This is a genomic window from Microcoleus sp. N9_A1, from assembly GCF_036701795.1.
Classification (GTDB): domain Bacteria; phylum Cyanobacteriota; class Cyanobacteriia; order Cyanobacteriales; family Microcoleaceae; genus Microcoleus.
Window position 1 is genome coordinate 33,500 of sequence record NZ_JAUBRI010000051.1, and the last position, 24,525, is coordinate 58,024.

Here is a 24,525-nt window from a genome sequence, read left to right on the forward strand (position 1 = left end):
TAAATTATGGACGTTAAGTTAGTTTTAGCAGTCTTGACAGCAGTTTTCACGGTTTGCTGTCTCTTCTTCGGCACAAAAAACGGATTCTACGATACTGATAAATATCACGGCAACGGTTCTGCTCACTAATTTTAGGCGGCACTTAGTTGCTTTAAAAAACCGCCGGCTGACTGACAGGTGGCGGTTTTTTTTATGAACCACAGAGGCCACAGAGGACACAGAGAAAGAGAAAAGAGAGAGCAGAAAGAATGAAAAGAAGTTGACAAATGATGACACAGCAGATTGCTTTATGGGCTGCTATTAAGGATGAATTGTGCCAGATGGCATTTTAGCTTCTTGCAAGCTAGCATTCGAGAAGTCAGCGCATCCCATGAGGTTGAAACGCATTGTCGCTCCTCGATCCGTTGCTTTCATATTGAAACCAACTACTGCATTTTCTGGGTTATTCTGTTCTGGAACAGCGGTGACATTAAAATCCATGTTTGCTCCTCGATCGTTCGCATCAAGGTTGAAAGTGATGCCGGCACAGCCCAAATCAGCTCCCGTCAGGTTGGCTCTATTTAAGTTCGCATTTTTTAAGTTAGCATTGGCCAATTTTGCTCCTGATAAGTTAGCACCTTCTAGGTTGGCTCCCTGCAAGTTGACTCCTTGCAAGTCTAATCCTTTTAGGTTGGCATTGCTGAAATTGCACTCGGGACACTGTTTGGTTTGCAGCAATTCCTTGACTTGGTTTTGTTGATTTGAAAAAGTTAGATATTTAGTCGCAGTAAATACAACTGCGATCGACAATCCAGCAGTAAATAAATTCTTTAATTTCATAAATATCCGAAAAGCTTCGGGGGCTTTCTATCGCGGTTAATAGATTTCTACAATAGTGCGATCGACCTCTCCAGAATTCTCACGAAAAAATTGCAGGCATCTCCGACAAGCAGTCGGGCGCAATTAAACACCGCCAGACTTATAAATCCGGCCTCGTTTCCCTCGCCAGTGCTGCTTTGAGCTTCGGACTCGTCCCGTCCGTCTGCTTAACTTTGCTTTGAGGAGTCCACAAACGGAATTTATTGTTACCCGAAGGCGCGCATTGGCATATACCTGCGGACTGAAATAAAAGAAACTTTATTTATATCCCTGGAATGAGTAAATCATCGAGAGATTACAGCATGATTAAATAGAAACGCCATACAGTACCTGCGCTGTTGATAAATTCTCAGCAAATACTTTTTTGTCAAAATTGCTTTGAGAAATTAATTTACTCTAAAAACTGTTGGCAGCAGCTCAGGATTCCTCAACCTCGCCAGAACACACTCTACCTATAATCCCGACAATTCGGAGCGGCAATGAACACAATCAAATCCGAACCCAAAAGATCGCGCTTCATGGCTCTGCTGCTGACAACGCTGCTGACCTTTCCGTTTTTGAGTGCTTGCGGTTCTAGCCAGGAAAGTTCCGCTCCCCCGCCTCCAGTTGACGACACTCGCGCTGGAGGAGTGCAAACTAATCGCGGCCCGAGTCCTTCGCCACAAGCGAAAAAAGGACTGAGCAATGTTCAAAAAGTAGGGATTACTTTAGCAGGAGCAGCAGCTCTTTACTACATCTACAATCAGCACAAAAATAAACAAGAAAAGGGGCCGCAGGGAAAACATTACCTTTCCAAAAACGGTCGCGTTTACTACCGCGATGCCCAGAATCGCGCTCACTGGGTAACGCCCCCGCCTGAAGGAATTAAAGTTCCGGAGTCCGAGGCAGCGCGTTACCGCGAATTCCAGGGGTACAACAACCAAAATACTGGTCGTGACCTTACTAGCTTGCCGGAAGCGACAGCTCCTGTTCCAGCACAGTAGCCTAACCATTTGAGATTTTAGATTACCGGTTGGAGATTTTCAATTAAATCTGGTATTCCCAATCTAAAACAGCAGTTTTTCACCACCTAAAAAAGAGGAACTTTATCATGGTAGATGGATTTTTGCGGAAGTTAAAAGATGCGATCGTCGGGCCAGACAGCGAGCAAGTCGATCCTGATGGCAATTACGAAGATCCCTCAAATCCCGGAGAGTACGGCAATGTGAGTCCGGCCAGCGAAGACCCCTACGGCGACCCGGCTGAGTACGGAGAGTACGGCAACGTGAGTCCGGCCAGCGAAGACCCCTACGGCGACCCGGCCGACGACGCCGGTACCGACTACGGACAGTTCGGCAACGTGAGTCCGGCCAGCGAAGACCCCTACGGCGACCCGGCTGACTACGTAGCGGATGCTGGAATGTTCGGCAATGTGAGTCCGGCGAGCGAAGACCCCTACGGCGACCCGGCGGATGAGGAAGGGTTTAGTTAAGTCAGTTGGCTAGAAAAATTACCTGGTAAGCAACAGCACCCCTGCGGGGGTGTTTTTTTGTTGCGAAATACCAAGAGTGATCCAAAGATGAGCGGAAAAGGGAACTCTTGAGGGGATAGAGAATCTGAAACCCTTAACGGACAGGAGAATTTTTAAACGGAGAGGGTGGGATTTGAACCCACGGAACCTTGCGGTTCACCTGATTTCAAGTCAGGCGCATTCGACCACTCTGCCACCTCTCCAGGCGCATAAATTTTATCATACCAGCAATTGTCTCTAACTACAAATAGCCGCAGATTCAGCGCGCCGATAAAGAATTTGTTCTAAAGCCACGGCGAAATCTTCCCCCACCCAAACTAGAGACGCTTCCGACACTGTGCCATTTTCCAGCAGGACGATCGAGAAATTCCGCAGTTTCGATCGCTCTTTCTCCACAATTCGCGGTACGCTGGCGGCATTCAAATAAACTGTACCCTCCCCACTCAAGAAACACGACTTCCGCAACTCGTGCTTGGTGTGCCGCAGTTTGTGGTGCATATGACCAAAAGTTACCAGAGGTACGTGCTTCCCAGAACCGCGAGTTCGATCGATCGCCTCAGCAAAATCCGGGTCTCCCCAATCCCCTCCCAGCGGCTTCCAATCTCGCCCGCAGGGGTCTTCAGGAGCCTCTCCCAACCCCGTCGGGCCCGTGTGACCCAAAAAAATCACATTTTCGCAGTCCGCATCCGCAGCAGCTCCTGCAATGCGTCTGGCCGACTCCTCAAAACTTTCTACCCCAAACCATTCCGAGTAAAAATCGTTGTACTTCCACTCCGACCCCCCCCAAGTAAACGGGCGGCTTCCCACCACAGTTACGCCCAATTCGGGAAAATCTCGCTTGCTGTAACCGACGTGGGCTTCTCCCATTAAATCTAACTGCTGTTTTACCCAATTTTCTTGAGTGCGATCGTAGGGGCACTGACTCCGGCCCCACTCGGTTGCTGTGTACCAAGCGTCGTGGTTTCCAAACACCGCAGCTTTCGGAATGTCCAATTGGGCGATCGCCCGCACCACATCCACCGACTCGTTCCCAAAATCCCCCACAAACAGCACCAAGTCAACGCCCAAATGCTTCAGCGCCTCGCCGTCTTCTGCTTCCCAGCGATCGTGAACGTCCCCCACCACCGCAATTTTGATGACTTTAGCCTCATTCATGTGATTTGCTACGTTCGATCGAGCCCTTACCGCTAAAAAATCTCTACTACACTCACCAATTTTGGCAAATCCAGCCTTGACTAATTATACAGTGCAGCCTCCTCAGAGGATTGTAGATTTTAAATTCTAGATTCTAGATTTTCTCAACATCTGCAAATTTTACTCCCCATCGCCAAAACTCTCTCGCCATTTGACATTAAATTTGACATTAAAAGCGATCGCCCTAAATTCAAGCCCGTCAATCATCCACAGCAACGCCATCACACTCAAACAAGTCGCGACAGCGCCCCTAGACTGCATCATTCCTCCAAATCTGGTTCCGCCTCCACTTCCTCATCTTCAATTACAAATTCGCTGATGTAATCCCGCACGACACGCTCGAAGAACAGGGGAGCAGGTAAACTAGACCAGTCGCTGTAATGGCCGAAACCATAGCGCAGAGATTCTACAAGCGCAGCAAGGCGATCTGGATCGTCATTTTCTTGTCGCAAAGTCACAACAATTTCAAGGGGATTAGGAGTTGGCAAGTGTCCGATATAAGGCGGACGGGTTCCGATTTTGTGAACCTCTAATCCGGCTTCGTTTAAAACTTTTTCTAGCGAACCCTCCTCTTTTTTGACTTTTAAAATTGCGCTGATTTGGGTTTCGCCGTAGCAACTTTGACCGCGCGATTCATGATGGAGTGTTTTACGTCCTACAGAAAGGTAAGCAACACAACCCGTTTGATTAATTTCGCTGTTTTGATTTCTTGAATTCAGCCGAAATAACTTCATGGCACTGGAAGCAGAAGGAATTTCACAGGTTGAAGTTAATTCTTCTTTTGTTCGCCGATCTTCCAGAAAAGTTTCTGCAAAATATCGGACTTTTTTATCGATAATTCCAGGGGCGAGGTCTTGGCGAATCCGAATTATCCGCGCGCCTTTCCAGGCATCTTGCATCCGCTCGTACTGCTGACCGAGGTTAATTTGATTTGCATTCATTTTAGAATCGGCAAGCCAAGGCCAAAGTTGCACGCAGTTGGAAGAATCGATAGTAACTAATGGTTGATTTCCCTTGTCTACAGAAGTGGAAATAATCTGTTCGACAAATTTCATGAAACGAATTTCACGCCCACTTTTATCATTAGCCAGTTTTACGGGGGAGATTTGGGAAATGAAGGCGATCGCCTCAGAAAACTTGCTCCAAGGACTGATTTGTAAACTATTGCCTTTTTCATAAGCACAGCACAGTTCGCACTCACCTGTCTCCACGTTGAGACGCATAGCAACTGGTAAAAATGTCTTCTCAATAGAACCGCGAACGCGACCTTTCTGTTTGCGGACGATCGTAATCCCAATAATTTCTTTTGGTCTGGCTTCTTGAGGAATGTCTTTTAACCATTTGTCTACCTTTGCTTTGACATCATCAATGCGGCCAGAATGAGCCCAAAGTAAGTCTTTTAGAGCCGCTTGTACTCTATGGGAAAAATTATCGAGATTGAGAATATTTTTCTCCTTAGTTTTCTCAATCGGTAGCAGAAACTGCACGCAAGAACCGGCGATGGTAGCCAGTGCTTGACGGGATGAGGGTTTATTCACGCGATCGTCATGTTTGTTGTCTGGATACCATTCCCGCGCCATTACCAGGCAAAAAGTTCGCTGCTTGCGTAAAGCCTCTTGTTTGACGATCGAGTCCCAGGCTTCTATGCGGTGGCGCGATCGCTCTTTCGCTTTCAAATTTGCACCGGGCAATGACTCTCTCGGCCCGTGAGTGTTTGCTGGTAAACGATTAGCAATAACTTCGATCGCACCACCCCATAGAACGCGAATCATTGCTTGCAGCAGGTTCAATTCGGTTTGCAAATGTTCTTCATAAAAGATAACGAGCAACAGTTTTTCGTCAGGGTATAGCCGACGCATAGCTTCCTGGTTTGCCTGAATCATCGCCTTGAGTTCTTTTAATTGACAAACCACTTGAAGGGCTTTTCTGCCTTTTGAAATGTTTTCTAAATTGGTATCAAGGTGTTTGGTTAGCAAGCTGTTTAACTCATTGTCATCAAAGCTTTCTAGATATTTGGGAGTCAAATCAGAACAGTCGTCTTTTTCTAGAACTTCTAAAGCAGCACCTAACAGAGTAGGCAAGTTAATCATGCGCGAGGGTGTATCGTCTTTTTTGTGACTTGTGCCTTTGATTTTTACTTCCGAGTAATTATCGAAAGGTTTGAAGCCGATAGGCTTGAGAATTTCAGTAATTTTTTCAAAAGCTTCTAATTTATCAATCTCCAGTACGCCAGCCTCAATCCCGTGCTTCCCTTCTTGCAGTCCGTTGCGGTAAGTTAACATTACTTGACAGCGTGCTGTTGAAGCTTGACCCAAAGCAATTTGAGAACCATCAATATTTTGACCGTTAGGCGTTTTCAGCGGGAGTTTGAGCTTGCCGCGCAATGCTTCAAAATCTTTATCGATCGCCCAAACCCAATTTTTCTTTTTGTCCTGTTGATTTTTCTCCGGTTTCTCGGACTGCGAAAAGACCGTGTAGCTAAAAGTGCGATCGCTGTAGTCATCAGAAAAGACAAAACCGCTAATATTTCCTGAGTTATAATTTGCAGGTTTTAACTTATTGAACCAGCGGCGTTTGGAGACATCAATCTTCAACAAAGGCTGGTGCAAAGAAGGATAGGTTACGACTTCTAAGCATATCACCAGACTGAATTTTCCCGCGTGTTTTGGTAGAGTGATGGGATTGGTAATCAACTCTGCTTTTCCAGTTGTCAGCCTGCCGCTGCTCGAAATAACCCGCTTCATTGTTCCTAGCCCCTGAAAAATCTCTTTTCCGGCGATCGCGCGAGCTGCACAATCAACTAACGCGCGATAATCATCATTTTTTCCCTGAGTTGTTCCTGTTGATGCTGACCATTTCCACGGTAAAACTTGAGACTCTAACACAGTAATTTTCAGCAACTCTTTTCGATAGTGCAAATCTTCCAAACGGTCGATAACTTCCGATAGCCCATCTTCTTTTTCAGCAAAAGGTTTGAGAGAATTTGTAATCCACTCGTTGATAATTGGGCGTAACGCTTTCAGGATATCTTCCGTACTTTCGCAATTTAAGTAAGCAAACGGTTCAGGATCTTTTACATTTTTAGGATTCAACGAATAGTTACTCAAGCCTAAATTAGACTGAATCCGTTCTGCATTGTCAAGTCCTACTTCTAACAAGCCTCGCAACGACTTGTAAGGGAGATTTTTTAGGGTCTTATCAGCATTAGTAATAGCTTTTTGGATGATCGAAAGCTCATGTAAAGCAGATTTTGTCCAAGCTAGCGTCAAGCCTTTGACCGTTACTGGCTCGATATTGTCCGGCACAGTAAAAGCTAGGGGGATTTTTTTGAGACTCTTATTTGCAAGAGGAATGTAAAGAGTGTCTGAAAACACAGTTGCTTCAGTTTGTTCGTCATCATCGGATTCAAATTCGTCAAAAACTTCGTCATTCATGGTTGCATCTCCAGTAATATTAGTTTCCTTTAATTCACCGTCATCATCGAATGCAATTTCATCAAAAATTTCGTCATTCATCCTTACATCTCCAAGAAAGCTGAAAAATCATCAAAATCGTCTTCTTCCTCTGTCAAACCTCCTGAATCGCGTAAACTTTCCGGGTAAACTACGCCCTCAATGCGTCGCATGGGGTCGAGAAATGCCCCGTAAAGTTCTTGATATATTTCTCGAATCACTGAATCGGGATGCTTGACGCATTCTTCTAAAATAATTCGCATCTGAACTAGCATACTGTCCCGCCCAGAGTCACGTTCATTTTTAGTAGATTTAATTGCCCAAGCTGCATCGACAAAGTAAACTTGTACCGGACACCCATTTCGCATCCCGCGCCCGATGGTTTGCAAAATCCCAACCATCTGATTTGCCGTAAACGGTTTGAATAAATCTTCACCCAAGCGGCTAGCCATTAGAGGTTCGCGCAACAGGTGATTCGCCGTTTTCCACAGTTGTCTTCTCGACTGTTTCCAAGCATTAGAAATTGCTGACAAATCTTCTGTTTCACTAAAAACTCGACTGTCAAATTCTTGGGTAGCTTTTCCGGCGAGGCTGTACAAAAGTTGCGTATCGTCAGTGGTGGGATGGGGACGGGTGAGAAAATAAATTGTACCAATTGCTGCATCGAGTTTCCTATCTCCTTTGGTGAAAACAATATTCACGCCTCTACCGATCGCCAACAGCGGAAAAATGATAATATCGCAAGTTTCATCATCTCCTAAAGCCTCGCACTGAGCCGTTGTGACGAAATCTGTTGGTTGCTCTCCATTTTTGAGAAAATTGACAACTGCTTTGGTTCTTTTGCCGATTTCTGGATGGTAATCGTTGATAAAGTTCTTAATAGTGCGAGCTTGTTCGTAGCTGTTAACAATTAAGGCAGCTTTGCGGTAAATACCATTTTGCACGTCAAATTTGAGGATGGATTTGTAAATTTCCGATTTCTGATTTCCTCCCCGTACCAGCGCGTCTACCATTTTTTCTAAATTGCGATGGCGTTGTTCGCCTGCACCGCTATATCGGAGAGGTTCATCGCGAAATTCGCGATCGGGCAGCCATTTGAAGCGGTATTTGCTCTTTTTGGGATCGTGTTCTGTTTGGCGCGGTTGCAGCAGATAATCCGGCCCAGAATTAATGTGATAAGCAGGACTTGCTTCGAGAAATGAGGTAGCTGAAGTCATTAAAACTGCCGGCCCTGTCAGTTCGCCATCTGCCTCAAATAACTTGTGAAAGCGGTGCATTAACATCCGAGGTGCGCCCACAAAAATGATATAAGACAGTTCCACATTTCGGGCTTGAGTTCGAGTAGTTTGTGCTGATTGGTAACTGTATTTCACGCCTGAAAAAGACCCCAAAATATTTTCAGGAATCAGTTGTCGCAGTTCCGGCGTTGCCGTTGATTCGACAATCGGTTCCCGAATCAGTCCTTCTGCTACCATTGTTCTCGTTTCCGGGACAATCCGCTGATAGCCTAAAATTACAAAAGTGACACAAACAAGTAAGGTAATTGTATCCTGAGCTTCGGCTGATGCAGTCGCATCCTTAAAACACAAAGGCAAAAACAATTCGGCAATTTCTTTGACAATCTTGTCGCGCCGTTCGATCAGATTTTCTGCTAAATAACGCCGAAAATAACGAATCTGAGTTTCCCACTGCAGTTTGAGGGTGGATCGGTTGATTCCCAGCCTTTGAGCGCACATATCTAAGTTCAGCCGATCGTGCGGTTCAATGCCAGTGCGATCGTAAAAAGCATGGTAAGCTGCCGTTTCCCAGAATTCTTTCAAGGCTCGACTTTTGCTAAATCCCTGTTTGACTTCCTCTTCGTCAAGGCGATCGCGTTTAGAAAATTTCTCAAAGCCATCCAACAAATCGCTGACTATTCTCAAAACAGTTAACAACTGATTTTCATAGCGTTTGCCGACTGGCGATGAAGGCATATTTTGAACCGCTGTAATTAACGATGTGTTGAGGTCGCCAAATTCCGATAAATCGCGGCTGTAAAGTTCAACATTGCGATCGAACAATCGATAATTTTCGCCACCTGCAAAAGGATTGTGAATTTGCTGTTGAATGGCTAAATGGATAGATTCTTTCGCCCCAGAAAGTTTTAAGGTTGCTGCACCGTAAGCATCCAAATTTGATTGCACCATATCTGCTTCGTCAAAAACTACCACATCAAATGTCCGGGCAATCAATTCAAAATAACGAATTCGTTCGCGAATCGCCTGGGGTGGAACTTCAGTATCCATTGAAAGAACGTGACCGACCCAAATATTAGCATCTAACAAATCGCGGGGTGCTTTGTTGCGGCCGCACATCGTCCAAACCGGACAGAGATACTTTTTCATTTTGCCATTTTTACCGCCACTTTGTAATATTTCGTTGCACGGTGCGTAACCAAATCCCCACATCGAAGTATCGGCACTTGAAAACGCAGGTAAGACGCAATTTAAGCCAAAAGTTTCTGCCTGTTCCAAACTATAGCCAAAGCCGCCATTTCCTCCTGATGCTGCGATCGCCTCGGCAATATTGTTAGCGTGTCGGCGACGAGTTCCATCGCTTTGACCGACTAGCATTCCCACTTTAATTTCGTGAAATGCTAGTTCGGCCATGTACTGTCTGGCAACTTCAATGGAGGGAAACACAAACATCGCTTTATAACCGCGTTTTCCCAACCACACAGCTATCAATACTAGCAAAGTTGTTTTGCCCGATCCTGGCAGTCCAATTAAGTGCTTGATGCCTGCTAATTCGATGAATGTTTCTTCTCGCAAACCTTTACCAATTTCTGGCACCTTAAGCGCAAAATGTTCAAACCGTTTTACCCAGCTACCCTGTCTTTTTTCAGGGTGATTTGCTTCGCGTTCATCCATCTCAACTGCTAATTCGTAAAGTTCCGCAAGGGGAATGCGGATTTTTGCTTTCGGCAAGTGTTCGAGGGAATGGTTGCGGCGCGGTGCAAGCGGGATAGCGATCGGGCCAATTGGCACTCTCGCGGCTGTTGTTTCTTTACCTAAAGCCACGGCCATTGGCTGGCGAGGATCGGCAAAGCTGGTGCTGTAAAATTGGTGTGCTAAAGGCTGACTGAGAATTTGACGGGCTTTGGTAATTAAAGGGTCTTCTAGGGGGTCTGTGCGTTCAAAACAAAGTGTTTCTAAGTTAATTTTATAGGTTCCTTGAGTTTTGTCGCGGTAGTGGCGATCGTTATAAATAGCAACTGCGTGTTTAACTGACTGTTCTGTCACGTAAGCCAGGGACATCAGGCGCATATTAAAAATGGCTTGGCGGGCTTTTGCCAGCGCGGGTGCATTGACGATACTCGCCATTCCCGATATTGTTAAAGGAGCATATTCTAGGGAATTAGTATCTAAAAATTCTGCCATTAAAACGCACAACCAGCAAATGCGATCGATCCCTGTCCATAAATCAGCTTTAATTCTCATATTTGATTGCCTTTAACAACTCAATGACTTGTGAAACAGACAGAATTTCGAGAGTAGCAGTATCGCCTTTTTTATCGATCGCTGACCGGAAAGTAGAGAGGTAATCCGGTCGCTCCTCAATTAATCTATCGCTGACGGCAATGATGCGGCGGCGGTAGTGAATCAGCCCTCCGATGCTGCGGTTGAGGCGCAAGGCAAGGGAGACCGGACTGGTATACGACTTAGCATCAATGCCAATATTGCGACGGTTAATTCCGATATCGCACAAGTCGGATTCTGGGTAAAGTTCGGCATCGAGTCCGTTTTTTATGGCTGCATCAAAAATTGCTAATTCGTCAATTCCCGGCCCTGTCCAATAGGTTAAAATCTGCGGTTTGGCAATCAGCAATCGGTCTCGATCTTGGTCTAAGTTCTCCGAAACTTTTGCTGTTGAGGAATCGTGACCGAGGCATTGGCGAATCGGACATCGCCCGTCGGTAAAAAGTATTGTATCGGGATAGGGGCGCATCAGCGTACCGCAATACGCGCAGCGATGAGCCTGTCCGTTAATTAACCAGATATCCGGCACGCTATCAAAAAAGGTGTCAACAATCATTCCCTGTAAAGGGGTTAAATCGTTGTCACGCAAGTAGTCTAAGAGTTGGTGTTCTCCGATGAGCGATCGGCTGCCAAATAGCGATCGCAAAGCCGTATAAGCTTTGTGCTTTTGGCGACTTCCCAATCGTTCAGTTGCCTCGATCAACCGTTCGTACAGGCGGTGTTCGATCGCATTATCTTCGCCAAAAGTACCTCTGGAGTTAGCAATTTCCGCACAATCTGGGGTCGGTACTCGCAAGTCTGGATCGATGAGAATTGCTTGACGAAAGCGAAAATCTGGTTGACTAAAAATATTTAAGTCCCACCGATCGAGAGGATATCTAGCACGTTCCAAAACGGTATGCACGCAAGCCGCGCGATCGCTTTTTCCGGCTTCGATGTACAGCCGGCCCAATTTGCACATTGCCCGATAAAGTTCTGATGGCATACTGTCCTCTTGGCGGACAATTTCTCGATTGAGAGTTCTGATGTATTGCCGCAGAATTCCCTGCGCTAGCAAGACAACAGCATCTTCTGCCAGATCCAGGTTGCTGGCGTGTCCTGTGGGTAATGGCAATGTCGCTGTTTGCATTAGTGGCAACCATGTTGGGTCTTGGCGATCGGACTCGGCAATAATTTGTTGCTCCAAGAGTAGATCGGGGAATGAGGGTAAAACTTGGGCGATCGCCGCCAGCGTCCAACCTTTCTGGAGCAAAAGTGCTGTTGCCAGTCCTTCTAAAATTTGTCGAAACCGAAATTCTTGCCCTTTCGGCTGCGAAAGCAGTTGCTTGGCTCTCCACGATCGCACCGTTCGCACCGCTGGGGGTTCCACAGATAGCCCGAGCTGCTCAATCCGTCGTTTTAGTTCTTTTGTCAGAAACTCAGCAGTTCCCTGCCACTGGCGATCGTCCTCAAAGTACATAGATGTATAGACCCAGCTTCTTTACGTTGCATTATGGTTACATTAAACGATGTAATTTGGTACTGTCAATAGAGGCCACTCAAAATACTTGTCGCTCAAGGTAGTTATTGCCCTGTGAATGTCTTGCGGGACAGAGCTTTCAGTCTAATTTACCGATCGGGTAAAAATTTAGCTAAGTCAACTTGTGGATGGAAAAATCTCGCTGCCGCTGCCAGTCAGTCGGTTAACCTACGGCCAATTTTCTAGCTTTGGCCCAACCAGCCGCTTGCAACCGTTTTTGGTGAATTCAACTATAATTCAAAATACACTTGAGTCCAGCCGCCACCATTCACCCAAGATTCTAACTGTGTTTACCACCGCACCTGCTCCCAACTTTACCCAAACCCGACTGCCCGACGACTTGTTTGCCGCAATCAACGCCCTCAAACAAGAGTTAAACGCCGTCATTCTCGCCCACTACTACCAAGACTCCGACATCCAAGACATCGCAGACTTCATTGGCGACTCCCTAGAACTTGCCCGCAAAGCCGCCAACACCAGCGCCGATGTCATAGTTTTTGCCGGAGTTCATTTCATGGCAGAAACCGCCAAAATCCTCAATCCAGACAAATTAGTATTATTGCCAGACTTAAATGCAGGTTGTTCCCTCGCCGACAGTTGCCCGCCCGAAGCCTTTGCAGCATTCAAAGCCGATCGACCAAAACACTTAGTTATTTCCTACATTAACTGTACCGCCCAAATAAAGGCAATGAGCGACATAATTTGCACCAGCTCCAACGCCGTCAAAATTGTCAACCAAATTCCTGAAAATCAGCCAATAATCTTTGGGCCCGATCGCAATCTCGGCCGCTACGTCATCGAACAAAGCGGTAGACACATGGAACTCTGGCAAGGAGCCTGCATCGTCCACGAAAACTTCTCAGAAAAAAAGATAGTTCAACTCAAAATCGAAAATCCCGAAGCCGAAATCATCGCCCACCCAGAATGCGAACCTCCCGTACTTAGCCACGCGAATTATATCGGTTCCACCGCCGCTTTGCTCAAATATACTCAATCGAGTTCCAGCCAAGCATTTATTGTCGCGACTGAACCGGGAATAATTCACCAAATGCAAAAGCAAACACCACACAAACAATTTATCCCCGCTCCTGGCAACAATAATACTTGTGCTTGCAACGAATGCCCGCACATGAGATTAAATACCTTGGAAAAATTGTACCTATCCCTCAAAAATCAAACTCCCGAAATTACCATGTCCCAAGAACTGCAACGGGCCGCCTTGAAACCAATCCAGCGAATGCTAGAAATGAGCTAACCGTAAATCACCAATTTTCGGTTAACCTATTGTAGGGTAAATTGGGTGCGACAATTAACTTAAGTTACCAAAAAACAAATATTAAACCGCGCCCAACCCACCAATATTAGACTTGGATTGCACTCAATCGCAGACAATCTATAAATTATCTGCGTTTATCTGTGTTTATCTGCTTAAAATCTGCGGTTTACCCGCTCGATCGTGTGATTTGTTGTGCAAAAACTCCCATCTAAAATCAAAAATCAAAAATGGTATGATTCCAGAAAAACTGATAATTTTCACCCGCTACCCCGAACCCGGAAAAACCAAAACTAGACTGATTCCGGTGCTGGGAAAAACAGGTGCTGCCAATCTTCACCGCTTGATGGCCCAAAAGGCGATCGCCCACGCGCTCACTCTCCAAAACTCCCGCCGATTATCAGTAGAAATTCATTACACAGGCGGCAGCCCACAACAGATGCAAGACTGGTTGGGAACCGATGTTATTTATCAAAATCAAACAGACGGCGATTTAGGTGCCAGAATGACTGCAGCGTTTCAAAACTCCTTTAATTCGGGGGTTGACAAAGCTGTAATTATCGGAACAGATTGTCCCGCTATGAAACCAGAAATCATGGCAAAAGCTTTTGACGAACTGAGCCAGCACGATTTAGTTTTGGGGCCGGCAAAAGACGGAGGTTATTATCTAATCGGGCTGCGGCGATCGGTACCGGAATTGTTTGGCGGCATTAACTGGGGAACTAATGAGGTATTTGCTGCTACGCGGGCGATCGCCAAAAACCTCGCTCTGAAAATTGCCGAGCTTCCCACCCTTGCAGATATCGATCTACCGGAGGATTTGCTCGGTTTAGATATGAATATGTTGAAATAACTAAACTGTATTGAGGCGATGTAAGTCATTAGTAATTGTCATATTTAATTAATTAAAAACACTTGATTGTGAAACCATAAGGTCATAATATAGTAAGTGTATTTGTCTGACCGAATGCAGCGGTTAGACAGCGCTTGCGACAATAGTCGCAAGCGCGACAAAAAGCCAAAGTTTAGCATCGATCGCAATTCGTCGCCCTGAGTAGAAACCGAGTTTGTGGCTATATTTATTGCAACTCAACCCAAAACTCGTAGAAACCCGGTTTCTGGGCCCCATGCGTAAAACCTCAAACTGTCGGAATCTGTGGAATAACAGATAAGCTTTGTACAAAACCCGCCATCTCTCTCGCGGGCTGCTTAATTCTGTATGCCATCAGAAAATCCGAATCTCAAAATTTCCATTATTATTCCAGCCTTAAACGAAGCACCTACGATCGCCCCAGTCATCTCCACCGCCCGAAATGCTAAAAACGTTGAAATCATTGTCGCCGACGGCGGCAGCAGCGATGGCACCGCAGATATAGCCCAATCTTTGGGCGTGCGAGTTATCTCTACCGCCCCAGGCCGCGCTACTCAAATGAATGCAGGTGCCGCCTCCGCTACTGGAGATATCCTGCTGTTCCTCCACGCCGACACTCTTTTACCCCCAGGCTACGACTCTGACGCGCGCATGGCATTAGCTAAACCGTTCATAGTAGGGGGGGCATTTCCACTCAAAATTGATGGGCGCAGGCTCTGTCTGCGGCTGGTAGAAACAGGGGTAAACTGGCGATCGAACTTTTTCCAAATGCCCTACGGCGATCAAGCCATTTTTCTGTATTCCGCTACCTTTGACAAAATCGGCGGTTTTTCCGACTTACCCCTGATGGAAGACTTTGAATTCGTGCGCCGATTGAAAAAACAAGGCCGCATCGCCATATTGCCCCAGCCAGTGCTGACCTCCGACCGCCGCTGGCAGCAGCTTGGGGTACTCAAAACCACTGCCATCAATCAAATAGTAATTATCGCTTATTTCTTGGGAGTGTCGCCCGATCGACTCGCTTTCTGGTATAGAGGACAAAAGAAAAATTCTTCTGAAAACTAAAGAATAGTGAACTTTTCTAAAGCTCGGTAGCATTTATGCAAATAGGAAGCCCGTCCCTGCGTAAAATATGACTTGAACGCCTCAAAATTTACGCACAGCGAGGAAAAAGAGAATATGGCCGATCCCAGAGATGCAGAACTTATTAAACCCTTTAACGGCGACCCCTTCACGGGTCATCTAGCAACTCCCATCAGTGCTTCTGATTTCACCAAAGCATTTATCGGGAACTTGCCAATCTACCGCAAAGGACTCTCGCCCCTAGTTCGAGGTCTAGAAATCGGTTTGGCACACGGCTATTTCCTCGTCGGCCCCGAAATCGTCCTCGGACCCCTGCGGGATTATCCAGAAGCCGCTAATCTCGGCGGACTAATTACAGCCCTCGTGATAGTTCTACTCGGCACACTAGGTATGTCTGCTTACGGTTTGGTGTCTTTCCAGCAAGACAACATCAGCTACCCCAGTGCTAATCCCATGACTCCCGATTCCCTCAGAAATGCTGAAGGATGGAGCCAGTTAACCGCTGGTTTCTTCATTGGCGGCATGAGCGGCGTCTTTGCTGCCTACTTCTTGCTCGAAAACTTTAAGGGCGTTGATGCCATTTTCCGGGGTTTAGTCAACAATTAGACTCCACTCGTCGATATCCCTGTTGGAACACGCTAACTTTAGTTTGGAGAATTTGACATGACAGGTACCTACGCTGCCTCTTTCTTGCCTTGGATTTTGATTCCGCTCGTTACATGGCTGATGCCAGTTGTGGTAATGGGTTTGTTGTTTATTCACATCGAAAGCGACGCCTAAGCTTTACCCACAAAGTAAGACCTAAGTTGGAAAGCCGAAGTAAGACGATTGACGAACAATTGCTCTGACATTTCTAGATAAATCTAGGGAAAATCAGCAAAAATTGTTTTGAGATTGCTGGCTATCATAAAACTTAGTTTCTTTACCCCCATCCCCAGAATTTATCTGTGGAGCAATCTTTCAGTTTTCTTCCTTCAAAACTCATAATTGCAAAAAAATCCTCTGCCTGCAGGTAGAGGATTTTTTTGCAAAGAAGACAAATCATCGGCTCAGAGCACACAAATTGCCAAATTCTAAGCCACAATTGTTATGGAAACCTACTAATGAGGAGACAGCGATGCAATTTTTCCCCGCACGCCGCATCTTAGCTCCATTCCTGATCTCGGTACTGCTGTTAGTGACCGCCTGCGGTCAAACCCAAGCCCCCTCCCGCTGGGACAAAGCCCAGGAGGAAAGCACCCAAAAACCTGCTAAAGCCAAGCAGACAACTGCTGACAAATCAAGTGCTAGTAATCAAAACCTGCCCAAGAAGGCAGTTGCAGGCGGTAAGTTAAATAAATACTTCCCGGCTTCGGGCGGTGGATTCGATCGCGTCTTCGCTCAAGAAAAATCCGGTTTTGCTGAAGCTAAGCTGAACAAAGGCGGTCAAAATGTCGCGATGCTCTCGATTAACGACATTGCCGGCAACCCCTCGGCAGGTGCAAAATTTAAGCAAAGTACCAAGCAAATCGGTGGCTATCCCGCCGTTAATCAGGGTGCTAATATCACCGCTGTTTTAGTGGCAAATCGCTATCAGGTGAAAGTTCAATCCCGCAGTCCCTCTTTTACCGCTAGCGATCGCGAAGCTTGGCTGTCAAAATTCAACCTCGGTGGCCTCGCCCGCGTCAAGTAGTAATGTCTCTGGTCACACTCCGCGCCCGACTCCAGTCTGGCGCTATCAAAACTAAGTTTGCCAAAAAGAGAGTGTGAAGTTTTTGCCATCTGCCAAAAGTAATACCTTTGATTTTCGTTCCAGCATAAGGAGTTTTTTGTGAGCAAAACAGTCTTTGAATTAGTCGATACACTGCCTAAAGACAACATGACTGTCAAAGCCTTGCGAGCGCTTGACTTTGTTGTTCCCGGCGAGTGGAACAATTTAGTTGGCTTTGAAAATACCATTCGCACCGTTACTGGCGAAACTGACGAAGAACTGATTCAGCAAATTGGCGATCGCGCCATCTACCTCTTCAACGATAAGTCTCAGGGCTATCAACGCGCTCTCTGGCTTTACCAAACTATTGACAGCGCCGACAAGGCTTTGGGCAGTGCTGCCCTCGCTAATAAGGTTGCGGAAAATGTCTCGTTTTTGTCGTTCCTCGGCAATATCACTCCCAAGCCTGAAAAAGCTCAGACGATCGATCTGTCTTTGAAGTTAGTCACTGAGTTGCTCGCTTTTTGCCAAATTAACGGCCTTCCCGGCGACAGCATTGGCGATTTTGCCGCTTCCTTGGGCGACTACGGCGGCGAATCCCTGATGCGGATGGCTGCTTTGGTTTGTTTTGATGGTTTGATTCCTTTGGGGCCAGACTTTATCATGGCAACTCAGTCTTGGATTCAAAAGCTCTCCCCCAGCGATTTGCAAGAGAATCAGGCATTTAAGTCGATCGGCGGCATGATTCCAGGGGGCTCTCCCGCAGGCCAACTCGGCTTTATCGGCGAAAGCTTTAACTCGGTTTCTGGCTGGATGAGCTCTTTTGTAAGCGATCGAGGTTTGACTCCCCAAAACGTACTTGGCCACTTGCAGAGTTTTGTGGAAATTTCTGCCGATAAGGTGGACTATGTGGGCGCATTCCTCGACATGACTACCAATTACTACGAACACACCGGCGTTCAAACTCTCGCCCGCCGTTTGATTGAACGAGCTGTCGCTGAAATTTAGAATCAGCACAGGAGTTGTAATTTGTCAAGAGGCAAACCCGGAAACGAGTGTTTCGATCTCAAAGTTTTTTGACTGACAATTCTTTAAGCTTGGTTTTCGATAAAATATCTGTGCGATCGAGTAGATCGATCGCCCGGATCTCAACTCAAAACTCCTACCAATCAATTTTACAAGGAAGCCTTAATGCCAGAAGAACCGCAAAACCCTACCGCTGGCGAATCAGAAACTCCCAGTGCTGCGATCGAGAACGCCCCAAGTTCCGACGCACCCGAGACAACCGACTTACCCAGCACTGACAAGCCCGCAGCTAAATCTAAAAAGCCCCCAGCTAAAGCCGCTGACGGCGACAAGTCCCCAGCTAAAGCCGCTGACGGCGACAAGCCCCCAGCTAAAGCTAAAAAAGAAAAAGCACCTGCTGTTGAAGACAAGCCCTTTGCGGAATTTATTCAACAAGATTATTTGCCCGCCTTGCAAACTGCTTTGACTAAGCAGGGCGTTAAGGACTTAGAAGTGCGTTTTACCAAGCAAAAACTCCCCATTGCCGGTATGAGTACCGCTGGAGATTGCTGGCAGGTAATTGGTAAATTCCAAGAAGGTCAGCGCCAATTTAACCTGTATTTTCCTCAAGAAAATATTCAAAGTCAAAGAGCGTTTTCCTGTGCTGAAAATAATACCCATACCAGCACTTTAGAGCCTTTTTTGATAGACGAGCGCAAGATTACTCTCGACCTCATGGTGTTTGGCATAGTCCAGCGGCTTAACGCTCAAAAATGGCTGAATCTTAATTAGTCATTAGTGCAGTGCGATCACAAATAGGAGTCCTTCGTCATTAGAGTCCGCGTTTGGTGTGTCGCTTGCAGATTATATGGGGAGCAAATCAACAATCTGGTAGCAACACATCAAGCGCGGAAGTATTGGGAGCGATCGGAAAAATAGTATACGAAAAAAGAGAGGGCGGGTTTTGCCCTTTTTTTAGTCATTTGTATCATATATCCTCTTCTAAACCCGCCCCTACAGAATGCTAATGACTAATGACTACTGACTAATGACTAATGACTGCTGACTAATGACTGCTGACTAATAGATTCAGTCAAAAAATTGCGAGCTTGCATAATCCCATAAAGGTTAACATCTGTTTCTAACAAACAAGCATGACCGCTGTTAGCCAGCAGCACCATCTCCGCATTAGGAATTACCTTGACTAAAAGCTTCCCTTCTGCTAGAGAAGGTAGCAGCCGATCGGCACCGCTAGCAATTACTAATGTCTCCTGTTTGATGCCGCGCAACTGATTTTCATCAACATCAAACGATCGCACTAACGCCAATCTCCACACAGACGTGTGTTGCGGTACCGCTTGCATCGCTTCTAGCAAAGCGCGCCGGTCGTCGCGCCCAATCTTTCCTAATGATGCTAATATCGGCAACAAACCGATTACCGACAGCGGATAAAGGTTCGCCGGCAGCCACTGAGTGAGATGGGAACCCCACTGCACCCAAGGCTGTTGTCGGAATGAAGAAGCAGGATTGACTAAAATTAGTCGATCGCACAATTGAGGAGCTTCTAAAACAGTTTTCATAGCTAAACAGCCCCCAAATGACTCGCCGCACAGATAAACCGGCCGCTGCTGCTTTCCAGCTTGCTTTTCTGCTTCAATTAAGGCAATTGTTTCGCTAACCAGTACCTCCCAACTAGCCATGTCGTCAGCCGGTACAGTTAAGCAGCGAATGTCGAAATGATTTGCTAATTTAGAAATTTGCGGCCGCAGCAGCAAACCGCTGCCATCCATACCGGGCAGAAATACAAATAAAGGCCGATCTGGTTTCGGCGGTTTGGGGGTTAGAAAACGAACCTTGTTGTTAGCATTTGCCATGATTCAAGTCAATAGATTTTAGATTTTAGATTTTAGATTAAAGAATTGGAAATCGGACACCAGCCAACTGTCAACAGTCAACAGTCAACAGTCAACGATTAAAGAATTGGAAATCGGACACCAGCCAACAGTCAACTGTCAACAAACTTACAAACTTACAAACAACCTCGTTGGAGTAATTCTGCAATTTCTCCCTGACAGTGGTCTGTGAGTTCAGCCACAACTGCTTTGGCTTTTTTGCCTTGATATTGCTGCTGTCTCTCGACAGTAATCCAGTAAGGGCGGCCGATTAAAACATTAACTCGCTGATAAATTATCACAGGATGCCACCCACCGCGATCGAACAACGGTTCCGAAGGATCAAACAAACTCAACAACTTGAGCGGTACACCCGATCGTACTGAGTGTTCCTCAAAAGAACTAATCGCCACCGGCAAAACCGCCAAATCCCGCACCGGCGCCCGCAAAGCCAAATGAGCAAATCCCCGCTGAAACTTCCCCACAGTATTAGGCTTAGTAAAATTCACCATCGGTTCTGCACCCTCTGGAAACACCCCCACCATCTCCCCGCTTTGCAGCAGCGCTGTCGCTTGAGAGAAAAAATGCTGCTGTCGGTGCTCCGGTGCTTCCAAGGGGAAAGCGCCGAAAGTCGTGACAACTTCCCTCATCAGCGGAACTTGACCCATGTAATGATGACAAGCAAAGCGGATCGATCGACCCAAAGCCGCTGTCAGCAGCACAGGATCTAAGAAACTGCGGTGATTGCTCACCACCAGCACCGGGTTCTCTTGGGGAATCCGGTCTTCGCGGTACATAAACATCTGCGTTCCCAAAGCAGCCAGGAAACAGCGCGAAATCAGCAATTTGCTTTCTGAAGACATGGGCGAAAAGACAGGTGCGACGCTATAAAGGTTGATTCCATTCCCACGCAGCTTAACATTACTTTACCAAGTCAGGGATCCCTCAAAAAGTAGACTTTCCGCTTGTGCCTTGGTTTCCTAATCCTGGACGCACGGGCGGTCATCACCTTGGTTTTTCGCACGTTTACTTCTAGTCAGCCCGCCAAAACAGTAAAAAACCCGGTTTCTAGGCCTGGGAGTGCGATCGCCAAGTGTTTCGGCCGAAATCCCCCCTCAGAAGCAAAAATTTATCAAGTGTTGTGGCAACTTATTAAAGAATGTTTACAACAACCCCAAAACCAAGTTGCGGCAGCTAAACTTAGAAATTTACAGTGGGCATTGACACACTGTCAAAGTATTTTTGGACAAGTCGTAATAGCAATCTCCCGAGGCATCAAATGAGTAACATCCAAAACTATCGCCTTAAATGTACCCTCACCTTTGGCGACATTTACGGTCAAATCATTGTTTGGCTGATAGTCATCTTCCTGAGTCTAGCGTCAGCACTCGCCCTGTGGAGCAGCGCCCGTCAAATCTACGCCTTGGCTACAGTCGGCTTGATTTTAGTGCTGTCTCTGCCCTTTTTGCTGTTTGGTTTCGTTACAACTCTGCTAAATAACATTCAAGTGCTTTCCGTAGACCCCGCTACCGAAGATCAACCTTCTGCAACGGGAAATCAATCCAATCAGCAGCCTGTCGAAACCATCGGCTAATTTAATTTGAAATTGTAACTTTTGATCTTCCATTCCAATCAAAAGTTAAAAAACTTCCCGATCTTTTGATTGGAAGTTTTTTTTGCGTCACGATAAGTTGAGGAGAACACTCAAAATTACTCAAACAATGCTGGAACACGACGTAATCATTGTAGGCGGCGGTTTAGCAGGTTGCCGCGCCGCTGTAGAAATTGCGCGGACTGACCCCAGTCTCAAGGTAGCAGTTGTTGCCAAAACTCACCCGATTCGATCGCACTCCGTCGCAGCCCAAGGCGGCATGGCCTCCAGCCTGCAAAATGTCGATCCCGAAGACAGTTGGAAAGCCCACGCCTTCGACACAGTAAAAGGTTCTGACTATTTAGCCGACCAAGACGCAGTAGAAATCCTTACCCGCGAAGCCCCCGGTGTAGTCATCGATTTAGAGCACATGGGAGTCCTCTTTTCCCGCCTAGAAGACGGCAGAATTGCCCAACGCGCTTTCGGCGGACATTCCCACCGCCGCACCTGCTACGCCGCCGACAAAACCGGTCACGCCATCCTCCACGAATTAGTCAACAATCTGCGCCGTAACGGAGTTCACATTTATCAGGAATGGTACGTCACGCGCCTGATTTTGGAAGCAGGCCAAGCCAAGGGCGTGGTTATGTTCAACCTGATAGACGGCGAAATTGCCGTCGTGCGCGCGAAGGCGGTGATGTTTGCTACGGGGGGTTACGGTCGGGTTTACAACACCACCTCGAACGATTACGCCTCCACTGGTGACGGTTTGGCGATGGCGGCGATGGCTGGATTGCCGCTGGAAGATATGGAATTTGTGCAGTTTCACCCGACGGGTTTGTATCCGGTGGGAGTGTTGATTTCCGAGGCCGTGCGGGGCGAAGGTGCTTATCTGATTAATTCCGAGGGCGATCGATTTATGGCCAATTATGCCCCGTCGCGGATGGAATTAGCGCCCAGGGACATTACATCGCGATCGATTTCCCTAGAAATTCGCGCAGGCCGAGGAATTAATCTCGACGGTAGTGCAGGCGGCCCCTTTATTTACCTCGATTTGCGGCACATGGGACGCGAAAAAATCATGAGCAAAATACCTTTTGCTTGGGAAGAAGCCCACCGCTTATTAGGAATTGATTCTGTCAACCAACCGATGCCCGTCCGCCCGACTGCTCACTATTCAATGGGCGGAATTCCAACTAATATCGACGGGCAAGTTCGCAGCAGTGCTGACAGTTTGGTAGACGGTTTTTTTGCAGCCGGCGAAGCAGCTTGCGTTTCAGTTCACGGCGCTAACCGTTTGGGCAGCAATTCGCTATTAGAATGCGTAGTTTACGGCAAAGTTACTGGCGCAACCATAGCACAATTTGTCCAAAATCGCAAGTTGCCTGAAGTAGACGAACAGCGTTATATTAACGAAGCTCAAGAGCAAATTCAAGCACTTTTAGACCGTCCCGGAAAATATCGAATCAATCAAATTCGGCAGCAGTATCAAGATACGATGAGTGAGTATTGCGGAGTATTTCGCAGCGCCGAATTGATGCAGGAAGGTTTGCAAAAATTGGAGGATTTAGAGCGACAATATGAGGAGGTTTACTTAGACGATAAAGGCAAGTTGTGGAATACGGAAATTGTGGAAGCTTTGGAATTGCGGAGTTTAATCGTTGTCGGGAAAATGATTTTAACTTCTGCTTTGAACCGGCAGGAAAGTCGGGGAGCTCATTCGCGGGAAGATTTTACTCAGCGGGATGATGAGAAGTTTTTGAAGCATACCCTCGCCTATTATTCACCTGCGGGGATTGATTTGGCTTATATGCCGGTGGCGATTACGATGTTTGAGCCGCAGGAGAGGAAGTATTAAGTTGTCGGGTGTGTCAGCCCTTAATAAATTTTGTTTTTTACATGATTACCCAATGGCTGACGCACCCTAATTACTACTGGCTGCATATTCAAATAACCATGATATACAAATATCCGTTCTGGTAAGCCTTTCTTTCACTTTTCGTAAACGTAGCTAGATAGTTGCGTACCTCAATTACCTCTCTTAATCCTGAAATTGACACGTTGACTTCCTCAGAAAGAAAACTCTTTGAAATCTCTGAGCAACACTTCTGTAAATATTCTGTGAGTTCAGTGCAAAATTTAGTGAGAGCCGTCTTATTTAGTTGTTGTACTTGACAGATATATGCTGTAGCAGACAAGCCTGTCAAAGCAGTAGTATCTTTAGTTTTCTCCTCACTCGGTCTAGTGTTATTTGCAGGCTGTTCAGTAATGCTTACTGTTTCAAATGTTTTAATAAAATTCTCGAAAATTTTTACAACATCAGGAACAGATATTGAAATTGGCGTTTCGGCGAATGCTTCTGGGTTGTAGACGATATATGAATCGTGCTTCTCTAGTTTCAGCGAAAAATTTAGAGTATATTTCATGAGTCTTGAGGATTATTTTCCCTAGCTACTATTGTGATTCTGATACCATATGAATCAACTGCTTCGTATGCTGTTTTCGCAGCGGAACGACATCGAATGATAATTTCAGTTGCATCTGGAACAGCGCGAAGTTGAGCACCGACGATTTGATCCAAGATTGGACGAGTGAGGTGGCGATCCTTAAACTCTAGGGCTATTTTTTGCGAAGCCATTAGTAGTCACCATTAACAATAATATTTCTGAGCCGACTGGCTACATTTTTTGCTCCTCTTTCGGTTGGAGCAATAATGTGGATCACACAGTCAATTCCACCATCTTTACCGAAACGTTTGTCTATGCTATCTGGTGTAAGTGATGTGCCATACACATCGGTCAACTCAACTGTCTCAAAACCTTTTAGCCTCTCCATGATGCGTTTTAGCTCATCATGCTCAAATATATAGCCGTCTTGACTGCGCGTTGGTGTCTCGAAATGCTCAAATTTATAGTCCCTTTGACTGTCCGTTAGTGTCTCGACAGGCTTAAACTGCTCTACTTTGCCGGGGAACTCAAAAAAATTTTTGACCCGGGAGCATCCCAGTTGAGAACTAAGCAGAAATACTTAAGGAAAATTCCCCGTTAAGATAAGCACAGCGTAAGCGAA

At 46.3% G+C, this 24,525-nt stretch carries 24 protein-coding genes and 1 tRNA gene; 13 read left to right on the forward strand and 12 right to left on the reverse strand.

From position 1 onward, the window contains the following. The first annotated feature begins 6 nt into the window (after positions 1–6). The gene (locus QUA58_RS21580) at positions 7–129 is read left to right on the forward strand and encodes a hypothetical protein (protein WP_006633228.1); all 123 of its coding nucleotides are present in this window, start codon (positions 7–9) and stop codon (positions 127–129) included. Positions 130–300: 171 nt separating this feature from the next. On the opposite strand, the gene QUA58_RS21585 is transcribed toward QUA58_RS21580, so the two are convergent. Further along, positions 301–819, reverse strand: a complete 519-nt coding sequence (locus QUA58_RS21585; protein ID WP_333251727.1) for a pentapeptide repeat-containing protein — start codon at positions 817–819, stop codon at positions 301–303. 518 nt (positions 820–1,337) lie between these two features. Here QUA58_RS21585 and QUA58_RS21590 point away from each other — a divergent pair. Next, positions 1,338–1,841, forward strand: coding sequence for a hypothetical protein (locus QUA58_RS21590; RefSeq protein WP_333251726.1), 504 nt, complete (start codon positions 1,338–1,340; stop codon positions 1,839–1,841). 107 nt (positions 1,842–1,948) lie between these two features. Beyond that, the gene (locus tag QUA58_RS21595) at positions 1,949–2,329 is read left to right on the forward strand and encodes a translation initiation factor (RefSeq protein WP_333395851.1); all 381 of its coding nucleotides are present in this window, start codon (positions 1,949–1,951) and stop codon (positions 2,327–2,329) included. Positions 2,330–2,486: 157 nt separating this feature from the next. On the opposite strand, the gene QUA58_RS21600 is transcribed toward QUA58_RS21595, so the two are convergent. The 6 genes from QUA58_RS21600 to QUA58_RS21625 all read right to left on the reverse strand — a co-directional run bounded on the left by QUA58_RS21600 (position 2,487) and on the right by QUA58_RS21625 (position 11,991). Next, positions 2,487–2,571 (reverse strand) — tRNA-Ser (locus QUA58_RS21600). A gap of 34 nt (positions 2,572–2,605) precedes the next feature. Next, entirely contained in the window at positions 2,606–3,523 is a 918-nt protein-coding gene (locus QUA58_RS21605) for a TIGR04168 family protein (protein WP_333395853.1), read from the reverse strand. A 159-nt stretch (positions 3,524–3,682) separates the two neighbouring features. Then, a complete protein-coding gene (locus tag QUA58_RS21610; protein WP_333395856.1) occupies positions 3,683–3,826 on the reverse strand; it encodes a hypothetical protein in 144 nt (47 codons plus the stop codon). Beyond that, positions 3,823–7,077, reverse strand: a complete 3,255-nt coding sequence (locus QUA58_RS21615; RefSeq protein WP_333395857.1) for an RNaseH domain-containing protein — start codon at positions 7,075–7,077, stop codon at positions 3,823–3,825. The genes QUA58_RS21610 and QUA58_RS21615 overlap by 4 nt, the downstream gene beginning before the upstream one ends. Before the next feature lie 2 nt (positions 7,078–7,079). After that, positions 7,080–10,493: a pPIWI_RE_Z domain-containing protein gene (locus tag QUA58_RS21620; RefSeq protein ID WP_333395858.1), complete on the reverse strand. Its 3,414-nt coding sequence runs from the start codon at positions 10,491–10,493 to the stop codon at positions 7,080–7,082. After that, on the reverse strand, positions 10,483–11,991 hold the full coding sequence (locus QUA58_RS21625; RefSeq protein WP_333395860.1) for a restriction endonuclease-related protein: 1,509 nt from the start codon (positions 11,989–11,991) through the stop codon (positions 10,483–10,485). Before QUA58_RS21625 ends, QUA58_RS21620 begins: the two co-directional genes overlap by 11 nt. 346 nt (positions 11,992–12,337) lie before the next feature. Between QUA58_RS21625 and nadA the strand changes: the two genes are divergently transcribed. From nadA to QUA58_RS21665, 8 genes are all read left to right on the forward strand, one after another. After that, positions 12,338–13,306, forward strand: a complete 969-nt coding sequence (nadA, locus tag QUA58_RS21630; protein WP_333395873.1) for a quinolinate synthase NadA — start codon at positions 12,338–12,340, stop codon at positions 13,304–13,306. A gap of 253 nt (positions 13,307–13,559) precedes the next feature. Then, positions 13,560–14,177 carry a TIGR04282 family arsenosugar biosynthesis glycosyltransferase gene (locus QUA58_RS21635; protein WP_333251719.1) on the forward strand — a complete coding sequence of 206 codons (618 nt, stop codon included), beginning with the start codon at positions 13,560–13,562 and terminating at the stop codon, positions 14,175–14,177. A 366-nt stretch (positions 14,178–14,543) separates the two neighbouring features. Further along, complete coding sequence (locus QUA58_RS21640; RefSeq protein ID WP_333395862.1) at positions 14,544–15,260, forward strand: TIGR04283 family arsenosugar biosynthesis glycosyltransferase; 717 nt, start codon at positions 14,544–14,546, stop codon at positions 15,258–15,260. 114 nt (positions 15,261–15,374) lie between these two features. Further along, the gene (locus tag QUA58_RS21645; protein ID WP_333395863.1) at positions 15,375–15,884 is read left to right on the forward strand and encodes a photosystem I reaction center protein subunit XI; all 510 of its coding nucleotides are present in this window, start codon (positions 15,375–15,377) and stop codon (positions 15,882–15,884) included. A gap of 57 nt (positions 15,885–15,941) precedes the next feature. Further along, on the forward strand, positions 15,942–16,058 hold the full coding sequence (locus QUA58_RS21650) for a photosystem I reaction center subunit VIII (RefSeq protein ID WP_333251716.1): 117 nt from the start codon (positions 15,942–15,944) through the stop codon (positions 16,056–16,058). A 337-nt stretch (positions 16,059–16,395) separates the two neighbouring features. Further along, positions 16,396–16,950, forward strand: a complete 555-nt coding sequence (locus QUA58_RS21655) for a hypothetical protein (protein ID WP_333251715.1) — start codon at positions 16,396–16,398, stop codon at positions 16,948–16,950. Positions 16,951–17,088: 138 nt separating this feature from the next. Next, positions 17,089–17,976, forward strand: a complete 888-nt coding sequence (locus QUA58_RS21660; protein WP_333251714.1) for a hypothetical protein — start codon at positions 17,089–17,091, stop codon at positions 17,974–17,976. Positions 17,977–18,159: 183 nt separating this feature from the next. After that, positions 18,160–18,765: a DUF2996 domain-containing protein gene (locus tag QUA58_RS21665; RefSeq protein ID WP_333395864.1), complete on the forward strand. Its 606-nt coding sequence runs from the start codon at positions 18,160–18,162 to the stop codon at positions 18,763–18,765. A 260-nt stretch (positions 18,766–19,025) separates the two neighbouring features. Here the strand turns inward: QUA58_RS21665 and QUA58_RS21670 are convergent, their stop codons facing one another. Both QUA58_RS21670 and QUA58_RS21675 read right to left on the reverse strand, forming a co-directional pair. Continuing rightward, positions 19,026–19,847 carry an alpha/beta hydrolase gene (locus QUA58_RS21670; protein ID WP_333251712.1) on the reverse strand — a complete coding sequence of 274 codons (822 nt, stop codon included), beginning with the start codon at positions 19,845–19,847 and terminating at the stop codon, positions 19,026–19,028. Between the two features lie 155 nt (positions 19,848–20,002). Then, complete coding sequence (locus tag QUA58_RS21675; protein WP_333251711.1) at positions 20,003–20,728, reverse strand: lysophospholipid acyltransferase family protein; 726 nt, start codon at positions 20,726–20,728, stop codon at positions 20,003–20,005. 416 nt (positions 20,729–21,144) lie between these two features. Here QUA58_RS21675 and QUA58_RS21680 point away from each other — a divergent pair, with 416 nt between their 5' ends. Both QUA58_RS21680 and QUA58_RS21685 read left to right on the forward strand, forming a co-directional pair. Further along, positions 21,145–21,459, forward strand: coding sequence for a hypothetical protein (locus QUA58_RS21680; protein ID WP_333395866.1), 315 nt, complete (start codon positions 21,145–21,147; stop codon positions 21,457–21,459). A 127-nt stretch (positions 21,460–21,586) separates the two neighbouring features. Continuing rightward, complete coding sequence (locus QUA58_RS21685; protein WP_333395875.1) at positions 21,587–23,314, forward strand: succinate dehydrogenase/fumarate reductase flavoprotein subunit; 1,728 nt, start codon at positions 21,587–21,589, stop codon at positions 23,312–23,314. A gap of 88 nt (positions 23,315–23,402) precedes the next feature. Here the strand turns inward: QUA58_RS21685 and QUA58_RS21690 are convergent, their stop codons facing one another. The 3 genes from QUA58_RS21690 to QUA58_RS21700 are packed head-to-tail and all read right to left on the reverse strand — an operon-like array spanning position 23,403 to position 24,291. Beyond that, entirely contained in the window at positions 23,403–23,882 is a 480-nt protein-coding gene (locus QUA58_RS21690) for a hypothetical protein (protein ID WP_333395868.1), read from the reverse strand. Next, positions 23,879–24,094: a hypothetical protein gene (locus QUA58_RS21695; RefSeq protein ID WP_333395870.1), complete on the reverse strand. Its 216-nt coding sequence runs from the start codon at positions 24,092–24,094 to the stop codon at positions 23,879–23,881. Before QUA58_RS21695 ends, QUA58_RS21690 begins: the two co-directional genes overlap by 4 nt. Next, positions 24,094–24,291, reverse strand: coding sequence for a hypothetical protein (locus tag QUA58_RS21700; RefSeq protein ID WP_333395872.1), 198 nt, complete (start codon positions 24,289–24,291; stop codon positions 24,094–24,096). The genes QUA58_RS21695 and QUA58_RS21700 overlap by 1 nt, the downstream gene beginning before the upstream one ends. Between the last annotated feature and the right edge of the window lie 234 nt (positions 24,292–24,525).

What these genes read in the sequence shown, in the direction of transcription:
- QUA58_RS21580 (WP_006633228.1), top strand. Translation starts at nt 7, where the DNA reads ATGGACGTTAAGTTAGTTTTAGCAGTCTTGACAGCAGTTTTCACGGTT.
- QUA58_RS21585 (WP_333251727.1), bottom strand. Translation starts at nt 819, where the DNA reads ATGAAATTAAAGAATTTATTTACTGCTGGATTGTCGATCGCAGTTGTA.
- QUA58_RS21590 (WP_333251726.1), top strand. Translation starts at nt 1,338, where the DNA reads ATGAACACAATCAAATCCGAACCCAAAAGATCGCGCTTCATGGCTCTG.
- QUA58_RS21595 (WP_333395851.1), top strand. Translation starts at nt 1,949, where the DNA reads ATGGTAGATGGATTTTTGCGGAAGTTAAAAGATGCGATCGTCGGGCCA.
- QUA58_RS21605 (WP_333395853.1), bottom strand. Translation starts at nt 3,523, where the DNA reads ATGAATGAGGCTAAAGTCATCAAAATTGCGGTGGTGGGGGACGTTCAC.
- QUA58_RS21610 (WP_333395856.1), bottom strand. Translation starts at nt 3,826, where the DNA reads ATGATGCAGTCTAGGGGCGCTGTCGCGACTTGTTTGAGTGTGATGGCG.
- QUA58_RS21615 (WP_333395857.1), bottom strand. Translation starts at nt 7,077, where the DNA reads ATGAATGACGAAATTTTTGATGAAATTGCATTCGATGATGACGGTGAA.
- QUA58_RS21620 (WP_333395858.1), bottom strand. Translation starts at nt 10,493, where the DNA reads ATGAGAATTAAAGCTGATTTATGGACAGGGATCGATCGCATTTGCTGG.
- QUA58_RS21625 (WP_333395860.1), bottom strand. Translation starts at nt 11,991, where the DNA reads ATGTACTTTGAGGACGATCGCCAGTGGCAGGGAACTGCTGAGTTTCTG.
- QUA58_RS21635 (WP_333251719.1), top strand. Translation starts at nt 13,560, where the DNA reads ATGATTCCAGAAAAACTGATAATTTTCACCCGCTACCCCGAACCCGGA.
- QUA58_RS21640 (WP_333395862.1), top strand. Translation starts at nt 14,544, where the DNA reads ATGCCATCAGAAAATCCGAATCTCAAAATTTCCATTATTATTCCAGCC.
- QUA58_RS21645 (WP_333395863.1), top strand. Translation starts at nt 15,375, where the DNA reads ATGGCCGATCCCAGAGATGCAGAACTTATTAAACCCTTTAACGGCGAC.
- QUA58_RS21650 (WP_333251716.1), top strand. Translation starts at nt 15,942, where the DNA reads ATGACAGGTACCTACGCTGCCTCTTTCTTGCCTTGGATTTTGATTCCG.
- QUA58_RS21655 (WP_333251715.1), top strand. Translation starts at nt 16,396, where the DNA reads ATGCAATTTTTCCCCGCACGCCGCATCTTAGCTCCATTCCTGATCTCG.
- QUA58_RS21665 (WP_333395864.1), top strand. Translation starts at nt 18,160, where the DNA reads ATGCCAGAAGAACCGCAAAACCCTACCGCTGGCGAATCAGAAACTCCC.
- QUA58_RS21670 (WP_333251712.1), bottom strand. Translation starts at nt 19,847, where the DNA reads ATGGCAAATGCTAACAACAAGGTTCGTTTTCTAACCCCCAAACCGCCG.
- QUA58_RS21675 (WP_333251711.1), bottom strand. Translation starts at nt 20,728, where the DNA reads ATGTCTTCAGAAAGCAAATTGCTGATTTCGCGCTGTTTCCTGGCTGCT.
- QUA58_RS21680 (WP_333395866.1), top strand. Translation starts at nt 21,145, where the DNA reads ATGAGTAACATCCAAAACTATCGCCTTAAATGTACCCTCACCTTTGGC.
- QUA58_RS21685 (WP_333395875.1), top strand. Translation starts at nt 21,587, where the DNA reads ATGCTGGAACACGACGTAATCATTGTAGGCGGCGGTTTAGCAGGTTGC.
- QUA58_RS21690 (WP_333395868.1), bottom strand. Translation starts at nt 23,882, where the DNA reads ATGAAATATACTCTAAATTTTTCGCTGAAACTAGAGAAGCACGATTCA.
- QUA58_RS21695 (WP_333395870.1), bottom strand. Translation starts at nt 24,094, where the DNA reads ATGGCTTCGCAAAAAATAGCCCTAGAGTTTAAGGATCGCCACCTCACT.
- QUA58_RS21700 (WP_333395872.1), bottom strand. Translation starts at nt 24,291, where the DNA reads ATGGAGAGGCTAAAAGGTTTTGAGACAGTTGAGTTGACCGATGTGTAT.